Annotated in this window: 18 protein-coding genes; 4 read left to right on the forward strand and 14 right to left on the reverse strand. The window is 45.8% G+C overall.

All coding sequences use genetic code 11. The annotated features are described in order from the left end of the window. Positions 1 to 91 precede the first annotated feature (91 nt). The 6 genes from Q1B47_RS16570 to Q1B47_RS16595 all read right to left on the reverse strand — a co-directional run bounded on the left by Q1B47_RS16570 (position 92) and on the right by Q1B47_RS16595 (position 6,599). The gene (locus tag Q1B47_RS16570; protein WP_299796190.1) at positions 92 to 1,123 is read right to left on the reverse strand and encodes an ABC transporter ATP-binding protein; all 1,032 of its coding nucleotides are present in this window, start codon (positions 1,121 to 1,123) and stop codon (positions 92 to 94) included. Positions 1,124 to 1,213: 90 nt separating this feature from the next. Next, positions 1,214 to 2,845 carry an iron ABC transporter permease gene (locus Q1B47_RS16575; RefSeq protein WP_299795935.1) on the reverse strand — a complete coding sequence of 544 codons (1,632 nt, stop codon included), beginning with the start codon at positions 2,843 to 2,845 and terminating at the stop codon, positions 1,214 to 1,216. 249 nt (positions 2,846 to 3,094) lie between these two features. Next, on the reverse strand, positions 3,095 to 4,102 hold the full coding sequence (locus Q1B47_RS16580; protein WP_299795938.1) for a Fe(3+) ABC transporter substrate-binding protein: 1,008 nt from the start codon (positions 4,100 to 4,102) through the stop codon (positions 3,095 to 3,097). A 200-nt stretch (positions 4,103 to 4,302) separates the two neighbouring features. Beyond that, the gene (locus tag Q1B47_RS16585) at positions 4,303 to 4,896 is read right to left on the reverse strand and encodes a glutathione S-transferase N-terminal domain-containing protein (protein WP_299795941.1); all 594 of its coding nucleotides are present in this window, start codon (positions 4,894 to 4,896) and stop codon (positions 4,303 to 4,305) included. A 50-nt stretch (positions 4,897 to 4,946) separates the two neighbouring features. After that, complete coding sequence (locus Q1B47_RS16590) at positions 4,947 to 5,696, reverse strand: ferredoxin--NADP reductase (protein ID WP_299795944.1); 750 nt, start codon at positions 5,694 to 5,696, stop codon at positions 4,947 to 4,949. A 318-nt stretch (positions 5,697 to 6,014) separates the two neighbouring features. Further along, positions 6,015 to 6,599, reverse strand: a complete 585-nt coding sequence (locus tag Q1B47_RS16595) for a DUF5610 domain-containing protein (protein ID WP_299795947.1) — start codon at positions 6,597 to 6,599, stop codon at positions 6,015 to 6,017. 144 nt (positions 6,600 to 6,743) lie between these two features. On the opposite strand from Q1B47_RS16595, the gene Q1B47_RS16600 reads away from it, so the two are divergent. After that, entirely contained in the window at positions 6,744 to 7,286 is a 543-nt protein-coding gene (locus Q1B47_RS16600; RefSeq protein ID WP_299795950.1) for a histidine phosphatase family protein, read from the forward strand. Between the two features lie 220 nt (positions 7,287 to 7,506). Further along, positions 7,507 to 7,710 (forward strand): hypothetical protein, encoded by a 204-nt coding sequence (locus Q1B47_RS16605; protein WP_299795952.1) that lies wholly within the window; start codon positions 7,507 to 7,509, stop codon positions 7,708 to 7,710. Between the two features lie 80 nt (positions 7,711 to 7,790). Here Q1B47_RS16605 and Q1B47_RS16610 read toward each other — a convergent pair whose 3' ends face one another. Continuing rightward, positions 7,791 to 8,054 carry a hypothetical protein gene (locus Q1B47_RS16610; RefSeq protein WP_299795954.1) on the reverse strand — a complete coding sequence of 88 codons (264 nt, stop codon included), beginning with the start codon at positions 8,052 to 8,054 and terminating at the stop codon, positions 7,791 to 7,793. Between the two features lie 84 nt (positions 8,055 to 8,138). Further along, positions 8,139 to 9,932 (reverse strand): ABC transporter ATP-binding protein/permease, encoded by a 1,794-nt coding sequence (locus tag Q1B47_RS16615; protein ID WP_299795956.1) that lies wholly within the window; start codon positions 9,930 to 9,932, stop codon positions 8,139 to 8,141. Between the two features lie 357 nt (positions 9,933 to 10,289). On the opposite strand from Q1B47_RS16615, the gene Q1B47_RS16620 reads away from it, so the two are divergent. Further along, positions 10,290 to 10,466: a hypothetical protein gene (locus Q1B47_RS16620; RefSeq protein WP_299795958.1), complete on the forward strand. Its 177-nt coding sequence runs from the start codon at positions 10,290 to 10,292 to the stop codon at positions 10,464 to 10,466. Positions 10,467 to 10,774: 308 nt separating this feature from the next. Here the strand turns inward: Q1B47_RS16620 and aroG are convergent, their stop codons facing one another. The 5 genes from aroG to Q1B47_RS16645 form a co-directional block, all read right to left on the reverse strand. After that, complete coding sequence (gene aroG, locus Q1B47_RS16625; protein WP_299795960.1) at positions 10,775 to 11,833, reverse strand: 3-deoxy-7-phosphoheptulonate synthase AroG; 1,059 nt, start codon at positions 11,831 to 11,833, stop codon at positions 10,775 to 10,777. 432 nt (positions 11,834 to 12,265) lie between these two features. Then, positions 12,266 to 13,432 carry a hypothetical protein gene (locus tag Q1B47_RS16630; protein ID WP_299795962.1) on the reverse strand — a complete coding sequence of 389 codons (1,167 nt, stop codon included), beginning with the start codon at positions 13,430 to 13,432 and terminating at the stop codon, positions 12,266 to 12,268. 124 nt (positions 13,433 to 13,556) lie between these two features. Then, positions 13,557 to 13,901, reverse strand: coding sequence for a hypothetical protein (locus tag Q1B47_RS16635; RefSeq protein ID WP_299796193.1), 345 nt, complete (start codon positions 13,899 to 13,901; stop codon positions 13,557 to 13,559). A 134-nt stretch (positions 13,902 to 14,035) separates the two neighbouring features. Further along, entirely contained in the window at positions 14,036 to 15,286 is a 1,251-nt protein-coding gene (locus Q1B47_RS16640; protein WP_299795964.1) for an ammonium transporter, read from the reverse strand. Between the two features lie 12 nt (positions 15,287 to 15,298). Next, complete coding sequence (locus Q1B47_RS16645; RefSeq protein WP_299795966.1) at positions 15,299 to 15,637, reverse strand: P-II family nitrogen regulator; 339 nt, start codon at positions 15,635 to 15,637, stop codon at positions 15,299 to 15,301. A gap of 275 nt (positions 15,638 to 15,912) precedes the next feature. Between Q1B47_RS16645 and Q1B47_RS16650 the strand changes: the two genes are divergently transcribed. Beyond that, positions 15,913 to 16,455 carry a hydrolase gene (locus Q1B47_RS16650; protein ID WP_299795968.1) on the forward strand — a complete coding sequence of 181 codons (543 nt, stop codon included), beginning with the start codon at positions 15,913 to 15,915 and terminating at the stop codon, positions 16,453 to 16,455. Positions 16,456 to 16,554: 99 nt separating this feature from the next. Here the strand turns inward: Q1B47_RS16650 and nrfA are convergent, their stop codons facing one another. Further along, complete coding sequence (gene nrfA / locus Q1B47_RS16655; protein WP_299795969.1) at positions 16,555 to 17,955, reverse strand: ammonia-forming nitrite reductase cytochrome c552 subunit; 1,401 nt, start codon at positions 17,953 to 17,955, stop codon at positions 16,555 to 16,557. Positions 17,956 to 18,086: the final 131 nt, after the last annotated feature.

The following is an 18,086-nucleotide window of genomic DNA, read 5'->3' on the forward strand; positions in this document are numbered from 1 at the left end:
ATTAAATAGTTATAAAACCGATTGTTACTATCGCTTTTTACCATCCTGTTGCAGTAGCTAACTAAACTAGCATACTAAGGGCCCTCATAAATCAAAATACGACTAAAGAGTGAGCCTGTGCATGAAGATCCACTTTCTGTCCAAGAGCCAATTGACTGATTTGAGTCTTAACCTCATAAAAGTGCTGCGCTACCTGCACCTGATAATGACAGATATTTCCCAAAAAGCGGCGCTCGACTATCACACCGGCTCCCTGTTCATCCGCCGTTATTTCAAGCTGCTGAGGTCTTAGCAATATCTCCCCCTGATAACTCACAGGATGAGTGAGTTCATGGGTACTCACCAGTTCTCCCAGAGGGGTCTCGACACTGAAGGCGTCCTTAACCGATGCCGGAATATAGTTGCCACTCCCTAAGAAGTCTGCCACATATCGGTCCTTAGGCGATGTATATAGCTCCTCAGCCGTGCCATATTGAGCAATATACCCGTCTTTGAACAGCGCAAGCTTATCGGCAAAAACGAATGCCTCATCCTTGCTGTGCGTCACGAAGATGGCACTGACATTGCGCTGTTTTAAGATTGCCCGTATCTCCAACATCATCTCACCACGAACCTTAGCATCGATATTAGAAAAGGGTTCATCGAGCAACAGCAGCTCAGGTTCATAAGCCAGAGCTCTTGCAATAGAGACCCGTTGCTGCTGACCACCTGAAAGCTCATGAGGATAACGCTGTGATAATCCATCGAGCTTAACCAGGGCCAGCATCTCATCGAGTCTTGCCTGTCTCTGCGCTTTATTCGCATCTTTAACACCGAATAAGATATTATCTGCAACATTCAGGTGCGGAAACAGGGCGTAGTCCTGAAAAATCATGCCGATACCGCGTTGCTCACTGGGTTCGAACCAATCCGGGCCCGATAATACTTGACCATTAATACATATCTCCCCCTGAGTGATGGGTTGCAGTCCGGCAATAGCCCTCAGCAGCGTGGTTTTACCACATCCACTGGGACCGAGGAGCGCGGCAATCTCCCCCTTACCAAGGGTTAAGTCAAGTCCCTTTAAGACCTGCTGTCCCTGATAATCACTATGAACACCGTTAATACTTAATGTCGACATAATCGTTTACTTACTCAAAGAGCCGTTAAGTTAAGTGATGAGAGCACAGCTTAAAGTGGCTGTGAGCTCAATATATCGGCAAACTCAGGCCGACTAGCTTTCCTGCTCCAAAGAGCGGTTGAGGTAGATAAGCGGAACTAAACCTACCAATACTATGACAATAGCGGCCAATGCCCCATGTTCAAGTTGTTCATCTGAAACAAATTGAAAAACATAGGTAGCCAGGTTCTCAAATCCAACAGGCCTTAGTAGCAAGGCTGCGGGCAACTCTTTCATACACTCTATAAATACCAGTAGTAATCCGGCAAAAATTCCCCTTCTCAACAGGGGAAGATGGACACGCCATAACAGTGCGGCTGGCTTCAACCCCATAGTTATCGCCGCCATATCCAGCGAGGGAGAGATACGCTTATAGCTACTTTCCACGCTACCGATGGCAATAGCGGAAAACCGTATACAAAAAGCGAAAATAAGCACAAATACACTTCCGGTAAATATGAGACCGGGCCCCCTATGTCCCAGATACTCGTAAAGATCGTTTACAGCAAAATCAAGATAGGTAAGCGGGACCAGAATACCGATTGCCAAAACGGTTCCAGGCAGAGCGTAGCCGGTCGATGAGAAGCGCGAAGGCAGCAGGTCCGCCTTTCTGGGACTGATCCTGCGAATGAACATCAAAAGCACGCCGACAAAAACGGCAATAACACTGACGATAGCCGCGATATACAGGCTATTGAGGCTATATTCCCAAAAATCACTGCTCCAACTCTGTTCGAAATAGCCCCAGGCATAGTAAAGCAAGATCATAAACGGCAACAAAAAGGAGAAGAGAAGCAGTAACCAACAGTAGCCACCGGCCAGATACGCCTCCCCCCCTTTAAGCCGATATCGCTGCTCTTGATTTACGCCGGTTTGTTTTTGAAACAGTTGCTGTTTTCTGCGTGCAAACCGCTCGAACCCTATCATGGAAAAAACCACAAGCAACATAATCGCGGAGAGTTTTGCCGCCGCAGATAAGCTTCCGTACTCAAGCCAGGTATCATAAACGGCCGTAGTCAGAGTCGGCACGGCAAAATAACTTACCGTCGCAAAATCGGCGGCGGTCTCCATGGCCACCAGTGCCACACCGACAGCCAGCGCCGGCCTGGCCATTGGCAGACTCAGGCGCCAAAAGCTCCGCCAGGGGCCACAGCCCATGACTCGACTGGCATGTTGCAGACTCGATGACTGCTCCATAAATGTGGTTCGTGCAAGTAGATAGATGTAGGGAAACAGAACCAAAGAGAGCATCAGAGATGCCCCGCCCAAGCTTCTCACCTCAGGAAAGTAGTAATCCAGCGGCGATTGCCAGTTAAACAGCTCACGCAACACCCCCTGTATTGGTCCCGCATAATCCAGAAGATCGGTATAGACATAGGCAACCACATAGGCGGGCATCGCCAGTGGCAGCAACAGGGCCCATTGAAATATGTTTCGTCCGGGAAAGTCACACTTAGCCACCAACCAGGCAGCAGGAGTAGCAATGAGAAGTGAACCAAGACAGACCCAAAACATCAATAACAGCGTATTGACAATATAGGTAGGCAAAACAGTCTCAAGCAGATGACCGAATACCGCTTCATCCGGCACCAACGCCTGAGCGATAATGGCGATGAGCGGTAATGTGATGACTGCAGCGATCAGGTAACCACTCACGGACCAACTTCTTGATAAACCTAAAATCATGATTATACCAATTTCACTAAATGTGTTACCAATTCAGAGCCACCGGACGGCTGAAATAAAATCAAGGAACATATACAGTATGCCGGGTTCGATACTTTTACTATAGAGTATTATTTAAGATCCAATTATCTAACATCAACCTAAACTCAAACTTAAATAAGAATGATTATAATTCGAAAATGTTTACCCGGCTCACAAAATAAAACAGCCTCCGAAAGGAAGGCTGTTATTAAGGAGCAAAAGTCGGGGTTAAAGATCGAATTTAACCTGATCCAGCAATTTAACCGCTGCTTGATGATGCTCAGCAAGTTTGAAGATAGGAAGCTTGTCGGCTTTAAACTCTCCCCATGATGAAACTAACTTTGAAGGTTTAACATCCGCCTTAACCGGGTACTCATAGTTAACTTCTGCGTAGGCTTTTTGAGCCTCATCACCGGAAAGATACTCCATCAACTTCATGGCACTCTCTTTATTAGGTGAGTACTTGGCTAATGCCATTCCCGATACATTGATATGAGAACCACGATTATCCTGATTCGGGAAGTTGATCTCTACAGACTCAGCCCATGGCACCTGCTTTGGATCATTCAGCATTTTACCCAGGTAATAACTATTACCTATGGCGATATCACATAACCCCTCTTTTACCGCTTTAACCTGAGCACGGTCATTCCCCTGAGGTTTACGGGCCAGGTTGGCTTTGACCCCCTCCAGCCAGCTTCGTGTTTTAGCTTCACCATGGTGAGCAATCATAGAAGCAACCAGCGAAATATTGTATGGGTGTTTTCCGCTGCGGGTACAGATCTTGCCCATATATTTAGGATCTGCAAGATCCTCATAGTCCAAAGCAAGCTTACCTAGTCTCTCCTTCGATGAATAAACATTTCTGACTCTCATCGTCAGCGAATACCAGTCATCATCAGGGGAGCGGAACTTGGCAGGGATATTATTTTTCAGCACTTCACTCGATGCAGGCACCACTAACTCTTTATCAACCAACTCCATCAAACGCGAGAAGTCAGATGTCAGAACGATATCGGCAGGTGACAATCGTCCTTCGCGAACCATTCGCTCCGCAATGCCCTTCTTAGAAAAGACAACATCGACGTCGATACCGGTTTCCTTAGTGAAGTTTTCCAGGATTGGATCGATCAAGAATGCTTGGCGGTATGAGTATACCGTTAATCTATCAGCCGCATTTGCAGCGGAAGCTAAGCAAACCAATCCAAGTACGGTCAGACTTCTTGCAATCTTCATTTACACATCTCCCTCACAACCTGATATATTTAAGTTGGTTAATGATAATTATTATCAGTCGCAGTAAGAATAATAAATCCATTAAAAATGAGCAAGCTGTATCGGCAGAAATGTTAACCACATCTTGTCCGTTCCGGTAACAAGAGGCGGGTCAAGGTGATACAAAATCAGCTCTCAAGCCGCAGGTCTTTTAAGGGCGGTTAACGGGGTCTGGTAGCCGACATCGCCGGATGTGCAGCAAAATCAGGCAGCCAGTTAGAAAGTGCCGGAGCCAGCTTCCTCCAGCTAAGATCCGGATGCCTGAAGTCTAAATACTCCAGCAAACAGGCTAAACTAAACTGCTGGATGACAAGCTTAGGTCTGGAGATGATCCCCGACCGTTCAAGCTGCTTTAGCCCTCTCAGCAGGGCTTGTTCGTGTCTTGAGCTCCAAAACACAGAGCGCTTTCCCTCCTCACGTACTGACTCCTGCCTCAATGCCACCGCACTGTCTAACAAACCTTTTATCAAGGAGAACTGACTCTCATTGACCCAATCATGAGCTGTGCCTCCAAACAACTTGCTGCGGCCAAATTCTGAATCGATGAAACGTAAAATGACTTCACTGTCATGGATTGCTGAACCATCTCCGAGCTGCAGACATGGAATCTTGCCTAATGGATTGGCTTGTAACAGAGCCTCACTGTTTTCGAAGGGATCTGTTTTTAACTCTTTGATACCTTCTATCTCCAGATAGCGAATAACGACCCGAACACAACGGGCATAGGGAGAGGTGTCAGAATAGAAAAGTTTCATTTTATCAATCCTTTGAAAAAGAATGGTATTATCGAAGCATTGAACATTGCTTACCAATATCTCTCAACCGTGATCTGACCGGGAGCACGGCGAAGATTTTTGGCCAGCCCTATGTTTAACAGTATCTCGTTCACATCACGAACCATATCAGGGTTACCGCACAACATGACTTGAGATTTATCGGGGCTAATGGTGATACCGGCATCTCTTTCAATTTCACCGGACTCCAGGCCCTTAGAGATACGGCTGTTACTGGCCCCCGGAAACGCCTCACGAGTCACCGAAAGCAGTAGCTTAAATTGCTGCGGGTGCTGTAGCTTCATCTGCTCCAGCTTTTCGAGATACGCCAGATCTTTCCCCTCTCTGACCCCATATACTAAAGCCACACTCTCAAACCTTTGCCAGGGTTCGAGCGTATCCAGCATAGAGATAAATGGCCCCACTGCAGTTCCGGTTGCCATTAACCAGAGCTGCCTTCCCTCTACCGGCGCAGCGGGGATCTCGGCTAGTGTCATAAATCCAGCCGCTTTAGTCGATACATCGATTGTATCGCCGACCTTAAGCTGTTGCAGATTCGGGGACAAAATTCCATCGGCGACAGCTACGGCAAGCACCTCGATATAATCCCCTCCCGGCGGATTAACGATAGAGTAGGCTCTGCCGATACGTTTATCATCGATAATCCGACTCAGCTTAATAAATTGGCCCGCGATGAAAGGTTCAATATCCGCTTTTATTTTTAATGAAAAAAGCTTGTCATTCCAATCAATTCGCTCAATGACTTCACCCTCAGTCCACATTCAGAGCTCCCGTTTACGACCATATACCATTTATCTTTAACATAAACGCTATAGTGTGGCTAGAGCCTGTTGACCTTTCATGCTTGTTTATGCAGCGAGTTGTTGGCCTTCAATCGTTATCCATGAAAGTTAGGTGGAGCATGTGTGGTGTAGTCACTTCCGGTAACGGCTCCTCATTACTCCAGCCTCTGTACCTGACCTCAACGAGGTAGGAGTTCTGTCATTTTAGATTAAACCAAACAGACCATGCAGCCGAACATAAATTAGAGATAAAAAAAAGCCTCATGAATGAGGCTTTAAAGAATATGTGCATCAGCATTATGCTTCGGTATCATCGCCACTGTTAAAGCTGTCCTTAAATGCTGCCAGGCCTTCCTGGACCAATGCATAGGTCTGCTCCACACCGGCCTCAATATCTCCCTCCAAAACCTGAAGACTGGATAATATATCCTTGGCTTCGTCAAAGCCCTGATCGATAGCACCACCGATAATATCCATAAATGAGCTCAACTGCTCATCGAAGTTCATATCTGAATTCTGCTCCTGATGCAGAGGAAAAAATTGTGTAGCAAAGCTGACAATTCTTTCTGCTGTCGCTTCCGGAGATGTGTCGACACCACTATCATAGGCATTCTGAATCGCATTCTCACCCATGGTAGGGGCCAGCTCTTCATTAATTGCCTCTATGGCGGCCCGATATAGCAGCACCATAGGCTCATTGGTTGAGCTCAGGTTGACCTCCTGTTGAGCCGAAATTATTGCGGTATTCATCAGTTGTTTACTTGTCGAGTAAGCTGTTTTGTTTTTTGCAACTTCAGATACTGTTTTACCATGATTCTCTGTTGACTCAGTTTTATTGCGTGCGACCTGCGACACCTCTGCGCCATGATTACGAATTTCCATTACAGCCTCTCAAAGATATAGATTACCACCTAACTATTATCGGCTACTTTTTGAACTACTTTAGGGTTTAATCATGAAATTTTCTGTTTTATTCCTCTTCAATTAGCTATCTTTACCACCTTCCCTCGACCGAATATGAACATAATGCCCAGATTAATAGCACTAACGCTTACCCTTTTAACACTGCTGCCTAACTGGCTACACGCCACTGAGATCATCCAGCCTCTGATCCCGTCAGGAGACAAGATTGTGATATTAGTCAGGCATGCCGAAAAAATACCATCCCTCTCCAAAGACCCAAGCTTAAGTCCCGAGGGCAAACTCAGGGCCGAAGAACTGCTCTCTACACTCAAAACAACTCAGCTTAGCGGTTTAATAGCCACTCCATTTAAGCGCACCCAAGAAACACTCGCACCGATCAGTGAAAACAGGGCCCTCCCCGTAAATATTATTGAGATAAAGGAGGGGGTAATGGCGCATATAGAAGCAACCGTACAATCTATCCGCTCTCAAAGCGGTAATGTATTAGTTGCTGGTCACTCCAACACCATCCCTCTGATTATCTCGGCCTTGGGAGGCCCGGAAATCGACGGAATAGATGAAGATGAATACTCGAATATGTTTATTCTTTCGTTATCTTCGGACAGTAAGGTTAAGTTAAAGCACACTAATTTCGGCCAACGGTGAGCCTCTATCCATCACATTCAATATGTTTAAGTCTTGGCTTTTACTATGGGAACTCCGGCCTCATCAAGAGAAATAAAAAACAGATAAGCCGACCAACCATGCACCAAATCAAGGAAAACAGCAAAAATATATGCTAGACCTTTGCTTTTTTATGGTTCAAACTCTACTAATCAGATAACCGCTAAATCTGGTTACAGAGAGGCACACGGAGGAGTTTGAATTGGTACCAGGATACGTAAGCCAAATACCGTCAACGAAGAAACGTTCATTGAGCTGTCAAAACTGCGAACGTCTAACCGTAATCGAGGGTGAAACGGTTTGCTTTCGACAAGGCAGAATCATCAGGCTTCATCGAATGGATGAGGAGCCATCAAAGTTGAGTTTGTCATGCGATGGCTGGCGGGGAAAATTACCGGTAAAATAGTGCAAGGCTCCTCAATGGAGCGGGTGCCGGCATCAATTTAGATATCGGCACGACACAGAGTATCAACCACACTTGCAGAATTAAGCCCTCAACATACCGGCATAGTCATTAGCCGAAAATGTGGTTTCTCGAATAATCCCCTGAAGCTCAAGAGTCGGATTAATCTTTGCTAAGCTGAGACCACGGGTTGTGACTCTCATTCCCGATGATAACTCGACATATACACTCATCAACTCATCTTGCTGTAATCCACGCTTCTTCAGGGTCGCCATAATGGCTAACCAATCCGTATCTACGCAGCTTGTTTGACCTTCCAGATTGACTTGTAAAGGAATATTCTTCATCACTGTTATCTCGCCATAGTCGTTATTGGTTAATAATTAGCAGTATACGAACGTAAGCTGAACCTATGCTGAACTGTCGGTTGACTATAAGCCAGTTCTGTAAGGTTCTTGATTTTGAATATTCCACAGCTTCGCATATAACCCATTATTAGCTAAGAGCGAAAGGTGATCTCCGGTCTCAACCACTTCACCTTTACTCAACACAAGGATTTGATCCGCATCGACTATAGTTGAAAGGCGGTGGGCGATGACCAAACTGGTATGCCCCTTAGCCACCTCTTTCAATGCATTTAAAATTGCCTGCTCAGATTGACTATCCAGTGATGAGGTTGCCTCATCAAAAACAAGTAGTGGCGAGCCCTTGAGAATGGCCCTGGCAATGGCAACACGCTGTTTCTCTCCACCGGACAGCTTTAAGCCTCTCTCCCCCACTTTTGTATGCCAACCATCGGGTAGTGATTCGATAAAGTTCGAGAGGTGAGCCATCTTAACCGCTGAGGCTATATCCTCATCACTCGCCTGGGGGCGTCCATAGCGGATATTCTCCAGCAATGACTCATTAAACAGAACCGTATCCTGAGGAACAATGGCTATTGACTGCCTCAGTGCGTCCTGGGTGAGATCTTCAATGTTGATGCCATCCAGAGTGATGCTGCCGGAAGAGATCTCATAGAAGCGAAACAGCAACTTAACTATGGTCGACTTGCCTGCACCACTATCGCCTACGATGGCAACCTTTTGGCCCGGCAAAATTGAGAAGCTGACACTATTCAGAATTGGCCTGGTATCGTAACTGAAACTAACCTTGTCAAACTTCAGCCCACCGAGCGAAAGCCTGGTATCTTTGGCTCCGGTCTTATCTTCGATTAACGGAACCCGATCCAGCAGGCCGAACATGCGTTCGATATTGGCCAGCGCCCCGCGAATTTCACGGTAGACGAACCCTAAAAAGTTCAGGGGTATAAAAAGCTGCATCATAAACGCATTGATCAAAACGAAGTCACCTATGGTCATGGTGTTATCGACTACATGATAGGCCGCGAGCGCCAACATCGAGGTCATAGCAATAGAGATAATCAAGGCTTGACCGGCATTGAGCGCAAACAGAGACAGACGGTTTTTCCGTTTTGCATCTTCCCAATCGGATAAAGCACGATCGTAACGCTCCGCTTCATAGGCTTCATTATTGAAATATTTAACCGTCTCATAGTTAAGCAAACTATCGATGGCACGCGAGTTAGAACGGGAGTCAGCCTTGGCCGCTTCACGTACAAACTCGGTTCTCCACTCTGTCGCAAAAATCGAAAAGACGCCATATGCGGCAACCGACGCCAAAGTTATCGCAGCAAAGGCCAGTCCATAGTTATAAAAGAGGATCCCAACGACTAATGCTATCTCCAGAATGGTCGGCACAATATTGAAAACCATGAACCGCATCAAGAAGTTGATACCGCTGGTGCCTCTCTCTATGTCTCTGGATAAGCCGCCGGTCCTTCGCTCCAGGTGAAACGCTAAATCTAATCGGTGAAGATGCTCAAAAACCGATAGACCCAGACGTCTTATTGCCCGTTCTGTTACTCTTCCAAAGAGGGTATCTCTGACCTCGGAGATCACCGTATTAAGCAGACGCAACGCACCATAAGCGATAACCAGGGCTACCGGCACACTTATCATCTGCTCGGTCGACGCAGAGCTTAAGGTATCAACCAGAGACTTCAGAACAAATGGCAGAGAAACGCTGGCGACCTTGGCAATCACCAGACAAAACAGTGCCAGACCGACTCTCAATTTGAACTCAAAAAGGTATGGCCAGAGGAGCTTAAGCACTTGCCAATTTAGTTTATCTATCGGTCCATCAAAATAGAGTGAGGGGCGCATGAAAGTTCCATTTATAAAAATTTAGTCATTGGGTGCAGCTCTATCTTTAGAAACAATAGAGACTTTCGACAATGATGACAGAGATAAGCTTACCTACACCCAAAATAGCACTTTAGACTGACACAAAACCCAAAGCAAACATCCAAAAGCACTAGAAAACACATTTTTTTTTGTAAATATGCCGACTAAAAGCAATTCTTGTTATACATAAGAAAAGAATTTGATATTCTTTTGATCTGCACCTAAGTCATTTTTTAATACCGACGGCACCGTAAAAGGTGAGGTATAGAAATCATTCGGGCGAATAAGGTAAGGGACGCCAATCTCACCCTTAATAAGCTATTAAAGGAAACTTACATGCTGGATTCATCAAAACCTCAATATCCGCCACTGCCTCTCATCCAAACCTGGATATGGATGATGACCCAATCTGGTGATAGCGATATTCAACAAAAAGGTCAAAATAATCTGATAGCTTCGTTTGGCAGCCTTGCAAAAGCCAATGAATATCTGGTTAACCATAATCAGGACTAATCGGCTTATTCAAGTATAACCCATATTATTCAGAGGATTACACACTCACCTTAAGGTGTTATGTAAAATAACTAATCTAATTCTCTGATTTCAGATCTTCAAAGGCGAGCCCTATAAGCTCGCTTTTTGTCGCTTAACTCCCCCTATAAATATATATAGCTCAGGTAGAGCTGCGAAATAAAAGGAATTAAAAACGACGTAACACGTTAATACTACACGATTTAAATTCAGGGTAAGCGTTTTAACTAAAAAAGGAGGCTTACGCCTCCTTTTTACGACCTTTACCATCGAGAGAGATTAACTCTCTTCTATTTTGCAACTCTGCGAGCCTTTACACTCTGAGAAAGTGTTTCCATGATGCTTTCGGTATCATCCCAGCCGATACATGCATCGGTGATGCTCTGACCGTAACGAAGTGGTTCGCCTTCGACATAATCTTGTCGGCCTTCGATTAAGTTACTTTCGATCATCACACCAAAGACAGAGTGGTTACCGCCGACTAATTGAGAGGCCACATCTTCACCTACCAACATTTGACGCTTAAACTGTTTAGAACTGTTTGCATGGCTAAAATCGATCATAATATTGAGATCTAAGCCGGCCTTATCCAGTTGTCCTGCGATGTCGGCAACATGTTCCGCGCTGTAGTTAGGCTCCTTTCCTCCACGAAGAATGATGTGGCAATCAGGGTTGCCCTTTGTCTCCACAATCGCCGAGTGACCATATTTAGTCACCGAAAGAAAATGGTGCGGAGCACTCGCTGCACCTATGGCATCGATAGCAACTTTAATCGTTCCGTCGGTGCCGTTTTTAAATCCGACCGGACAGGATAATCCTGAGGCCAGTTCACGGTGCACCTGAGACTCTGTCGTTCTCGCCCCAATAGCTCCCCAACACATGAGGTCGGCAACATATTGAGGAGTGATCATATCGAGAAACTCACCCGCCGTAGGGATGCCGATATCATTTAGATCCAACAGCAATTTACGAGCCGTTCTCAAACCATCGTTCAGCTTGAAGCTGCTATCCATGTAGGGATCATTGATCAGCCCTTTCCAACCAACCGTAGTACGGGGCTTTTCAAAATAAACACGCATCACAATCTCTAGCTGATCTTTATATTGTTCGCGTAATTTAACGAGCTTATTGCCATACTCCAGGGCAGCTTTAGGATCATGAATTGAACATGGACCAACCACGACCAGAAGACGATCGTCATTTTTCCTCAGGATCTGATGTATGCTTTCACGCGCATTAAAAACCGTAGCCGATGCGTTCTCTGACACCGGAAATCGCTCAAGAATAGCGATAGGTGGCAATAACTCTTTAATCTTATTAATTCGAACATCATCATTTTGGTAATACATAGTATTTAATCTACTCCGGCTAACGTTTAAACAAGGTTCTCTCAACAGCGCTACTAAGTTCAATTTATCCAGTATTCAATGACAATGCAATCAAGATATAAGCAATCAACAAAAATAAGATATAACAAACTGATAAATAACGAGTAAATCATAGCGCGTTATAAGTTAAATTTAAAATATGCCTCTGTTTATCCCATTATTCCCTGAAATTAAATAGCTAATGAGCAAACAAGACTCAAAAAGGTGTAAATTTCTAAACCTATTGTTATCGGTCCATACACATTGCCAGCATGAAAGAGTGATAGCCCTCGGTGGTCGACCCGAGGGCAACATGGAGGCAGCAAACGGCAGGGCTTTGTTTGCCTTCAAATACGAATTTTGCAACCAGCCCTACCCGGTAAAAGATAAAAAAGAGGAGGATATGAGGAACTATCAGTGGCTCTTCATGGCATGTAGCTTAGCCTGATATCGTAATTTATTATTTTCATCATGAGTGAGACTCAAGGCCTTTTTCATGTTCTGCTGAGCACGCCTCTCATCACCGGTTTTCCAGTAGGCTCTCGACAGGCCGAAGTAAAACTCATGACGATAGTCAGCCTTAGCCACGGCACGCTTATACCACAGGAGTGCATCTTGGTACTCCTTATCGAAATAGGCCTGTTGCGCCATATCATAGTAGTAATATGGGTTACCTATCCGCTCCAGCTCGAGCTTTTTATGAACCAGCGCCCACTCCTCTAACCGATTCTGATCTCCCAGCATTACCGCATAGTTATACAAGGCGTTCATATCGTTAGGACTCACATCTAACGCCAGCTTATAGAGAGTTTCGGCCTCCCGGTTTAAGCCTTTGTAACGGTATAGCACTGCAAGGGTGTTCAACGCAGGTACGAAATCGGGCTTCTGCTGTAACCCCATTTTTAATAAACCATAGGCTTTATCGTATTCTCCCATAACCAGAGACTCGGCGGCGACATTGTTGTAGAACATGGCGATCACAGTTTGCTTACTGATCTGTTTCTTTCCATAACCACGTACGGCTCTTTCAGGTAGAAAGTCGACCTGAATCGCCCGCTTCATCACATGTACTGTGTCTGTGCTTTGGGGAGGAAGCAAGCGCAGGTTGATATGACCGTTAACAAGATAGAAGTCACCCTGCTTATCCCAAACGGGCGGAACTTCAATCTCCTGGAACTCCACCTCTACTTTAAGCACATCGGCCAATGCAGAGGTCAACAACACCAAAGAGAGGCAGTTACCAGCCCTCTCACTGAAGGTTTCACTGGGAACTCTTGTCATGTTGTCACGATATTGAAAAGCGCCCTCTTCGGCATTGATATATTTAGCCAGCCACTCGTTAGCCGTCACACTCTTCGAACGCTGTACCTTATCCCGCATCAGCTCCCGCCGCAGTTCACTGATCGCTTCGGCTGGCAAAGAGAAAAGCTCATCGGGACGAGGCAGAGAGGCAACATCTTCAAAGTGTTGATCATAAAAATAGTATTCGATATCACTGACTCTGGTACGAGTCGAAGTAGAGCTGCACCCCTGTAGCAGGAGTAGAAGAAACAAGCCGATGAATGTAAGGAATTTTCCCATTGGAACCCAACCTAGAAACTGCAAGACCTTAACAGTAGCTTATGACATTGAGCAAAGAATAAGCAACCGTCAAAGGTTACAAAACATTAACAGGCTCACCATTTTTTCTCATTAACCTGAAAGATTATCTGTCTAATGGCACAACATCAGTGTCGATCGGGTCGATCGGGTCGATCGGGTCGATCTGAATATACAACTCTTGATTATGATATCGATAAGGCCTGTAGAAGTTTCGCCCGCAGGAATAGTAGGGATAGGGGCGTACCAGAGGCACACAACCTATTGGCAACGACTGCAAAATATTGAGCTGCCGCTGCATCCTCAATAGCTCCTGCCACTCATGATCACGCAATACCTGATCCCTTACAGCAAAGGCATCGAAAGGCTCACTGGATTTGCGCACAACAACCTGCCCGGCCTCAACGCTTAGCGAAGCGCCGAACAAGACTGTCGCGATTAAAATTAGCATGAAAAACTTTTGCTTCGCTAAACCAAACATCTCTCCTACTCCCAACCACAACGCTGTACAGAAAACACCCTCTTGGTTCATCATACAAAAAAACAGGGCAATAAGCCCTGTTTTTACTCACCGAGAGTGAGCTGCTATCGCGCGCTTTTCACCGACACAAATTCAGGGTATGCATCGATACCACAATCTGACGCATCCATCCCCTTGTACTCCTCCTCCTCGCTGACACGTATCCCAACAGTCAGCTTTAACAGGTACCAGACGGCAAATGAGACTGCAAATACCCATACGAAGATAACACCGGCACCCAGCAGTTGTGTCAATATCGTGGCGTCGCTATTTGAAAATGGAACCAAAAGCAAACCAAACAAACCTGCAACACCATGAACAGAGATAGCGCCTACCGGGTCGTCAATTTTTATCCTGTCTAACAGGACAATAGAGAAGATAACCAGCCCACCAGCAGCAAGGCCGATGACTCCTGCAAAGGAGATAGAGGGTGATAATGGATCCGCTGTGATAGCGACGAGCCCGGCTAATGCACCATTAAGAATCATTGTCAGATCAGCCTTCCCCCAAACCAACTTACACACAACTAACGCCGATACCGCACCAAAAGCCGCAGCGGAGTTAGTATTGAGAAATATCTTAGCGACAGCCGTTGCATTCTCGGCGTCAGATACAAGCAGTTGTGACCCACCGTTAAACCCGAACCAGCCCATCCAAAGAATAAACATACCTAAGGTAGCCATAGGCAAATTTGAGCCCGGAATAGGGTTAACCTGACCATTGGGACCATACTTCCCCCTGCGGGCTCCCAACAGGATCACACCAGCGATAGCCGCAGCAGCCCCCGCCATATGCACAATTCCGCTTCCGGCAAAATCGACAAAACCCGCTTGAGAGAGAAAACCTCCCCCCCAGGTCCAATAACCTTCTACCGGATAGATGAAAGCCGTCATAGCAACAGAGAATGCCAGAAATGACCACAGCTTCATCCGCTCGGCAACGGCACCAGAGACGATTGACATCGCCGTGGCGACAAAGACGACCTGAAAGAAAAAATCGGATTCGAGTGCATGATCGGCATCACTCGCCTGACTACCTATAAGGGTACCTATGGAGGGTAACCAGCCCCCTTCACCGTTATCGACATACATGATGTTATAGCCCAGAATCAAATACATCACGCAGGCAATAGAGTATAGACAGACATTCTTAGTTAAGATCTCCGTCGTATTCTTAGATCTGACAAGCCCGGCTTCGAGCATGGCAAAACCGGCAGCCATCCACATCACTAATGCGCCCGAGATTAAAAAGTAAAAGGTATCTAAGGCAAACCGTAACTCTGTAACCGTCGCCCCTAATTTAACTAAATCTTCCATCACGCTTCTCCTTTAAAGTGCTTCGCTATCAGACTCACCCGTACGAATACGGATAGCCTGCTCGAGATCGGTGACGAAAATCTTGCCGTCGCCAATCTTTCCGGTACGCGCCGCACCGATAATAGACTCTATTAGCAGCTCAAGATTTTCGGCTCTGGTTGCTATGTCGAGCCTGACTTTGGGCAGGAAGTCCACCTGATACTCGGCGCCCCTATACAGCTCGGTATGTCCTTTCTGACGACCGAAACCTTTTACCTCTGTTACCGTCATCCCCTCTATCCCTACTCCGGCGATGGCTTCACGAACATCATCCAACTTAAATGGCTTAATGATTGCGCTGACCAGTTTCATACCGACCTCCCATTTGATTCAGTTTAAGTATCTAAGACTTCTACAAATAACTGTTCAATCATCGAGCCAACTTAGCAAAACCTATATTTTCAATAGGTTAATAAATAACGATAGTTTTAAAATGGGTATTTATGCACCAAAAAAGTGCGCCTATTCACCTTATGCACAAAGATAGCGCGACTGATGAATAACATGATTAATTAGACCAAAAGACAATAGGCGGACACTGAAGTAAAGGTATGATGAGTTCACTGATAAATGAGAGGGAGAGATCTATGCTAAAACCCGAAGAGTGCGTATTGGTAGTCGTCGATATTCAGGGGGGACTGGCCGGTATCATGGAACAGAGCGAGGCGTTACATCAAACGGTGCTCAAACTCATACAAGGGTTGAGGCTTTTCGAGATCCCAACCTTATGGTTAGAGCAACTGCCTCAAAAGCTCGGCAAGACAAGTCCGATGTTAAGTGAAGAGCTAATCAAAACCTGCTCCCCCATCAGCAAGCAACACTTCAGCGGCTGGAACTGCCACGATTTCAGAGAACAGTTGCAACAATCAAAGCGAAAGCAGATCATTTTAGTTGGTATTGAGGCCCACATCTGTGTCTATCAAACCTGCCTGGACCTGGTGAAAAACGGTTTCGAACCGCACATTGTCGTCGATGCTGTCTCCTCCAGAACTGCCGAGAATAAGCGTATCGGTATTGAGATGATGCAAGAGCGAGGGGCACATATTACCAATATGGAGTCTTTACTGTTCGAGTTACAGCATGAGGCTACGGGAGAGAGGTTCAAGCAACTGCTCAAATTGATAAAATAGCGATCGGCTCTGCACCAGGCAAATAAAAAAGCCCTCGTCATCTGACGAGGGCTTTTGCTATGCAGGTTTTTTATATCGCTCTATTCAGAGCTAACTCACTTAGTAAGTTGCTTCGCGCTTCTTAGCTTCAGCATCCCACTTAGGAAGAGTGTTCTTCTTGAAGTCAGCCTTATCAGCATTCATCTTCTTCATGTCCATACCTAGAGCCGCTTGTGCTTTAGCCTTAGTAGAGATATCAGGAAGAACGATTGGCTGCTTCACGCCTTTCTTAGCAAGTAACTGAGCCAGCTTAACGCGAGCGTCGGCAGCTTTATCTACCGCAGTACCTAATACACGTAGCGCCTCATCCGGAGCGTGAGCTGCAACACCATGAGAGGCAATTGCATAATCCCAACGCCATTGAGCGTGACGGATATCAGTAAGAATTGGCTTCATTTCAGCTTCGGTAGCGCCGGCTTTCCAAGCAGCACCGGCTTCGAAGTGAGCCTTAACAAGCTGGTTCTCAGCTTTAAGCTGGATCTCTTTAACCTTAGCTTGACGCTCTTTAGTCAGGTTAACCATGAACTCTTTGCTCTGCTCATGACAAGTACCACAAGTCTCTTCGAAACGATCGAATGGGTTACCCACTTTGTGATCGGTAAACTTACGGCCTTCAGCATTCTTAACCTTAGGCATGTGACAGTCAGTACAACTTACGTTGTTCTTACCGTGCATACCCAGCTGCCAAGTTTCATAACCTGGGTGTTGTGCTTTCAGCATTGGTGTCTTAGATACCTTATGAGTCCAATCTTTGAACTCCAGGTTATCATAGTAGGCTTCCATCGCTTCAACGGTAGTGCCTTGATCCCATGGGAACTTAACGAAACCTTTCTTATCTTTGGTCTTCTCGAAGTAGTACTCTACGTGACACTGGCCACAGACCATAGATTGCTTATCTTTACGAGACGCTTTATCAAATGGTGTGCCGATAGCTTCCATACCGCGCGCAGCGAATGGACGAGAGAGACGTAGCTTAGACTTACCCTTCTCGTGACAGTCAGCACAGCCAATGGTATTAACGATTTCAGCACCGCCTTTGTACCACTTACCAGTGAAGTAACCATCTTCACCCTGCTCTTCGATTACACGTGGTACATCCGGGCTCTTACAAGACCAACATGCCATTGGCATCGGACCATCTTCTGCAGACTTAGGAGCGCCGGTACGTAAGGTGTTACGTACGTCAGTCACAGCATACATGTGACCACGTGCCTTGTTATAATCTTTTGCGAAGCCATAACCAGCCCACAGGATAACCAGATTTGGATCGGCTTCTAAAGCATCGATAACCTCTTTGCTTTCTGCCGTATCATGCCAGCTGTTATATTGCTTAGAGAACTTATCTTTATATACTTCACTACGTGGCTCAGTCTTATCGCTAGCCATCACACCGGAAGTCATTAAACTTGCTGCAACCAATGCACTTAATGCAAAGGATTTTTTAGTTAAATTTCTCACCATCTCATCTCCGTGTTATTTTATAGTAGTCTTATTAACCACATCATCTCCAAGGCCAAAGTTAGTCCCTTAATGACATTAAAAATATACCCCTAAGTGGGTATCCGTAGCAAAATATGCGGTAGATCAAAATG

The organism is uncultured Shewanella sp. (assembly GCF_947501225.1).
Lineage (GTDB): Bacteria > Pseudomonadota > Gammaproteobacteria > Enterobacterales > Shewanellaceae > Shewanella.

Bases quoted from the DNA above. Each gene is read 5' to 3' on its own strand.
- Q1B47_RS16575 (WP_299795935.1), bottom strand. From the start codon at position 2,845: ATGATTTTAGGTTTATCAAGAAGTTGGTCCGTGAGTGGTTACCTGATC.
- Q1B47_RS16580 (WP_299795938.1), bottom strand. From the start codon at position 4,102: ATGAAGATTGCAAGAAGTCTGACCGTACTTGGATTGGTTTGCTTAGCT.
- Q1B47_RS16585 (WP_299795941.1), bottom strand. From the start codon at position 4,896: ATGAAACTTTTCTATTCTGACACCTCTCCCTATGCCCGTTGTGTTCGG.
- Q1B47_RS16590 (WP_299795944.1), bottom strand. From the start codon at position 5,696: ATGTGGACTGAGGGTGAAGTCATTGAGCGAATTGATTGGAATGACAAG.
- Q1B47_RS16595 (WP_299795947.1), bottom strand. From the start codon at position 6,599: ATGGAAATTCGTAATCATGGCGCAGAGGTGTCGCAGGTCGCACGCAAT.
- Q1B47_RS16600 (WP_299795950.1), top strand. From the start codon at position 6,744: ATGCCCAGATTAATAGCACTAACGCTTACCCTTTTAACACTGCTGCCT.
- Q1B47_RS16610 (WP_299795954.1), bottom strand. From the start codon at position 8,054: ATGAAGAATATTCCTTTACAAGTCAATCTGGAAGGTCAAACAAGCTGC.
- Q1B47_RS16615 (WP_299795956.1), bottom strand. From the start codon at position 9,932: ATGCGCCCCTCACTCTATTTTGATGGACCGATAGATAAACTAAATTGG.
- Q1B47_RS16620 (WP_299795958.1), top strand. From the start codon at position 10,290: ATGCTGGATTCATCAAAACCTCAATATCCGCCACTGCCTCTCATCCAA.
- aroG (WP_299795960.1), bottom strand. From the start codon at position 11,833: ATGTATTACCAAAATGATGATGTTCGAATTAATAAGATTAAAGAGTTA.
- Q1B47_RS16630 (WP_299795962.1), bottom strand. From the start codon at position 13,432: ATGGGAAAATTCCTTACATTCATCGGCTTGTTTCTTCTACTCCTGCTA.
- Q1B47_RS16635 (WP_299796193.1), bottom strand. From the start codon at position 13,901: ATGCTAATTTTAATCGCGACAGTCTTGTTCGGCGCTTCGCTAAGCGTT.
- Q1B47_RS16640 (WP_299795964.1), bottom strand. From the start codon at position 15,286: ATGGAAGATTTAGTTAAATTAGGGGCGACGGTTACAGAGTTACGGTTT.
- Q1B47_RS16645 (WP_299795966.1), bottom strand. From the start codon at position 15,637: ATGAAACTGGTCAGCGCAATCATTAAGCCATTTAAGTTGGATGATGTT.
- Q1B47_RS16650 (WP_299795968.1), top strand. From the start codon at position 15,913: ATGCTAAAACCCGAAGAGTGCGTATTGGTAGTCGTCGATATTCAGGGG.
- nrfA (WP_299795969.1), bottom strand. From the start codon at position 17,955: ATGGTGAGAAATTTAACTAAAAAATCCTTTGCATTAAGTGCATTGGTT.